We start from the raw sequence: 3,624 nt of genomic DNA, 5'->3' as shown, positions 1-3,624 counted from the left end.
GGGCCGAGGGCAAAGCCCCACCCGGCGCACCCCGGTTGCGCAACGCTCCGGCTCCCGGAGCGTTAGTGGGGTGGGGGCACGCGCATCCCGTGCCCTCCGTACATCCGTGCTCCAGGAGAAGCCATGCTGCGCAGTCTCGTCCTCGCGACCCTCGCCACCTCCGCCGTCGGGGCCGCCGGGCTCGGCCCCCTGCCGCTGCCCCTGCTCGCGCCGGCCGCCGACTCCCTCACCGTGACCGTCAGCAACAGCGGCCACCCCGAGGCCGACGGCAAGTACGACCTGACCTGCGAGAGCAAGGGCGGGAGGGGCGGGAAGGCGGCGATCAAGGCGGGCGGGAACCACCCGGCGGCCCAGGACGCGTGCGAGCGGCTCGACCACCTCGCGCGCCAGGGCGGGGACCCCTTCGCCACGGTGCCCGAGGACCGGTTCTGCACCCAGATGTACGGCGGGTCGGCGACCGCCCACGTGACCGGCACCTGGCGGGGCCGTACGGTCGACGCCCGCTTCTCCCGCGCCGACGGGTGCGAGATCGACCGCTGGCAGAACCTGGAGCCCGTCCTGCCCGCCGTCCGGGGATGAGGACCGGGGTTCCGGTGAAGATCCGGTGAGATCGCGGTCGGGGGACCGGCCGCCGGTCGCCGTTAGACTCCCTCAGTGACAGGCTGTGGCCCGAGGGGCAAGATGGGGCCGGCCGGCCGGTAGGGCGGACGCAGCGAGCGAGTGCTGCGGGCAAGTGCAGTGCGTCAGGGAGGAAGCGTCGTCGTGAGCAGCAGGCCATCCCGAGGCGCTGCTCGCCTCGCCGCCATACTCGACGCCCTGCCCGACGGCCTCGTGCTCGTCAACTGCAACGGCACGGTCGTCAACGCCAACACCATCGCCCTCGGCATGTTCGAGACCCCCGGCACGGCGCTCGTCGGCCGCGGTCTCCTGGACCTGCTGCCCTCCTTCGACTCGCGCCTCATCCCGGGCTCGATGCGCCGCCCCGACGGCGCGGACGAACGCGGCCGTACCAAGCCGACCCGGATGATGGCCCGGCGCACGGACGGCAGCGAGTTCCCCGTCGAGGTGACCTCCGCGAGCCTGGAGGACGGCCGCGAGGCGTACGACTCGTACAGCGGCTACACCGGCGACGAGCTGCTCATGCTGGTGGTCCGCGACCTCACCGGCACCCTGGACACCGAGGCCGAGCTCGCCCGCTCGCAGCGGCAGACGGAGATGATCCTGCGCGCCGCCTCCGAGGGCGTCGTCGGTACGGACACGGACGGGCGGGTCGTCCTCGTGAACCCGGCGTTCGCGCAGATCCTCGGTTACCGGGCCGGTGAGCTCGGCGGGGCGGAGCTGCACCCCCTGATCCTGAGCAAGCGGCCCGACGGCGAGCCCTTCCCGTACGAGGAGTCGCCGCTCGCCGACACGCTGAAGTCCGGCCGGAAGCACCGGGTCCGCGGCCAGGTGCTGTGGGCGAAGAACGGCGAGCGGGTTCCGGTCGACCTGACGACCGCTCCGGTACGGGACGGCGACCAGCTCGTCGGCGCGGTGATGACCTTCACCGACCGCAGGCCGTACCAGGAACTGGTCGACAACCACGCCGCCGAGATCGCCGCCCTGACGGAACGGCACGCGACCGAACTCGCCGACCGGGCCGAGCGGCACGCGGCGGAGCGCGAGCAGGCGCAGGAGCGGTACGCGGCCCTCGCCGCCCGGCACGCGCAGCTGACGGCCGTTCTCGACGAGTCGCTGCGCGGGCCGCTGGAGGAGCTGCGGACGCAGCTGGGCGCGCTCGCCGCCGACGACGCCGGCCAGCTCTGGCCGGAGGCCAACCAGGTCCTGCACCACCTCGCCGCCGGCTACTCCCGGATGACGGCTCTGGTCGACAACGTCCTCGGCTACCAGCGGCTCGACGCGGGCGACGAGTCGCTCGACAAGCGGGTGGCGCTGCTCGACCGGATCGTGACGGCCGGCATCGACGCGGCCGTGGAGCTCATCGGCCCCGGGCGCGCCCAGTTCGCCGTGCACGCCCCGCCGATCGAGGCCGAGGTGGACGCGGGCCGGCTCACCACCGCGCTCGCGCACCTGGTGGCGGACGTCGCCGGGGTCGACTCGACCGGGCAGGCCCGTGCGGTGGGCGGCCAGGCCGGCGGGGCCCCGCAGGCCGACTCGACGATCGTCGTAGCGGCCGCGCAGCGCGGGGACGTCGTACGGATCGAGGTCCGCGGGCCGTACGCGGGCGGCGACCCGGTGCACGGCCCCGTCGTCCGCGGCATCGTGGCGGCGCACGGCGGTGTCGTGCAGACCCACGAGGTGCCGGGGACCAGCGGCGGCGCGTACGTCCTGGAGGTGCCGCTCGGCGCCGGCCGGGGCACGGTCCCCACGACGGAGCCGAAGCCCCAGCCCAATGTGCCCGGTACGCCGGCGCTGCCCGCGCAGGCCAGCGCCACCCCGCCTCGGGGGACCGCCGCGGACGCGGCTCCCGCCTCCGCCGTCCCGTCCCCCGGTGCCGTTCCGGCGGACGCGACCGCGGCCACGACCGGTACGGGTGGGACGGCCTCCGGGGGTACGGCCTCCGGGGGCGGTCGGCGCAGGGCCCGGCGCGCGTCCACGGACGCGTTCCTGGAGGGCGCCGTGCCGGACACCGGTGCCGAACCGAAGGCCGGGGCCGGCGGCCGCCGCCGTGCCCGTACGGAGGAGAACCCGGCAAGCCCCGCCCCCGGTGGCGGGATCGGAGCCGGGGACCTGATTCCCGCCCAGCAGAACGCCGGTCTTCCGTCCGGCGCGCCCGTCGAGCCCACCGGGCGGCGCCGTGGCCGGCCCGCCGAGGGCTCCGTGGTGACCGCCGCCGAAGGCGCGCAGGGACGTGCCGCGCTCGGCGCCGCCGTGCCGCCGCAGGGCGTCTCGGCCGAGCCGCCGTCCGCGCCCGCCCTCGCCCGGGCGCTGCCCGCCGTGGCCTCCACCGCGCCGTCGGACGGGGAGGAGTCCCGGCCGACCGGACGGCGCCGCCGGGCGCTCGCCGCCGCGCAGGAGCGGGCGGCCGCGGCCGAGGCCGGCCCCCGTACCCCGTTCGCGCTGCCGCCCGCCGACGCCGACCGCGCACCCGAGCCGCATCCCCCGGCCGGTCCCGTGGAACCCGCTGGTCCCGCCGGCCCCTCGTCCCGTGCCGGGGACGCCGTCACGCCGCCGGTCGCCGGCCGGCCGGCACCGCCCGCCCCCGTGCCCCCGACCGCACCGGTCCCGCCCGCCGGACCGGTCCCGCCCGGCTCCGTACCCCCGCCCGCCGCACCCGTCCCGCCCGCCGGCTCCGTTCCGCCGGTGGCCGGTGCGGGGGAGCACGAGGCGGTACGGAGCGTGCCGGGCGCCGATCACACCCCGCCGCAGCCGCACCCGATGCCTCCGATGACCCCCGCGTCCCCGGTGCCTCCCGCATCGCAGGCGCCCCAGGGGCCCCAGGAGTCTCCGGTCGCGCCCGCCCCCGCGCCTCAGCCGCCGCGGTCGCTTCCCCTGCCCCCGCCGCAGCCCCAGTCCCCGCCGCCGGCTCAGGACGAGCCGGGCCCGCAGCCCGTGCCCGGTGCGGGCGGACGCCGCCGGGCCGTGGCGCCGCCCGCCCCGGCGCCGTCGCAGCCGCCGGGCCCG

General features: G+C 77.6%; 2 protein-coding genes. Both read left to right on the top strand.

The genetic code is table 11. From position 1 onward, the window contains the following. Positions 1-123: 123 nt before the first annotated feature. Positions 124-579: an SSI family serine proteinase inhibitor gene (locus tag RIF68_RS30840; RefSeq protein WP_309054565.1), complete on the top strand. Its 456-nt coding sequence runs from the start codon at positions 124-126 to the stop codon at positions 577-579. Between the two features lie 183 nt (positions 580-762). Then, positions 763-3,624, top strand: a 2,862-nt coding sequence (locus RIF68_RS30835; protein WP_309054564.1) for a PAS domain-containing protein, incomplete at its 3' end; no start/stop codon positions are given.

Source organism: Streptomyces sp. (assembly GCF_031178505.1).
Classification (GTDB): Bacteria; Actinomycetota; Actinomycetes; order Streptomycetales; family Streptomycetaceae; genus Streptomyces; species Streptomyces gulbargensis.
Note: the sequence above shows the minus strand (reverse complement) of the source record. Positions and strands in the feature narration are given on the sequence as shown.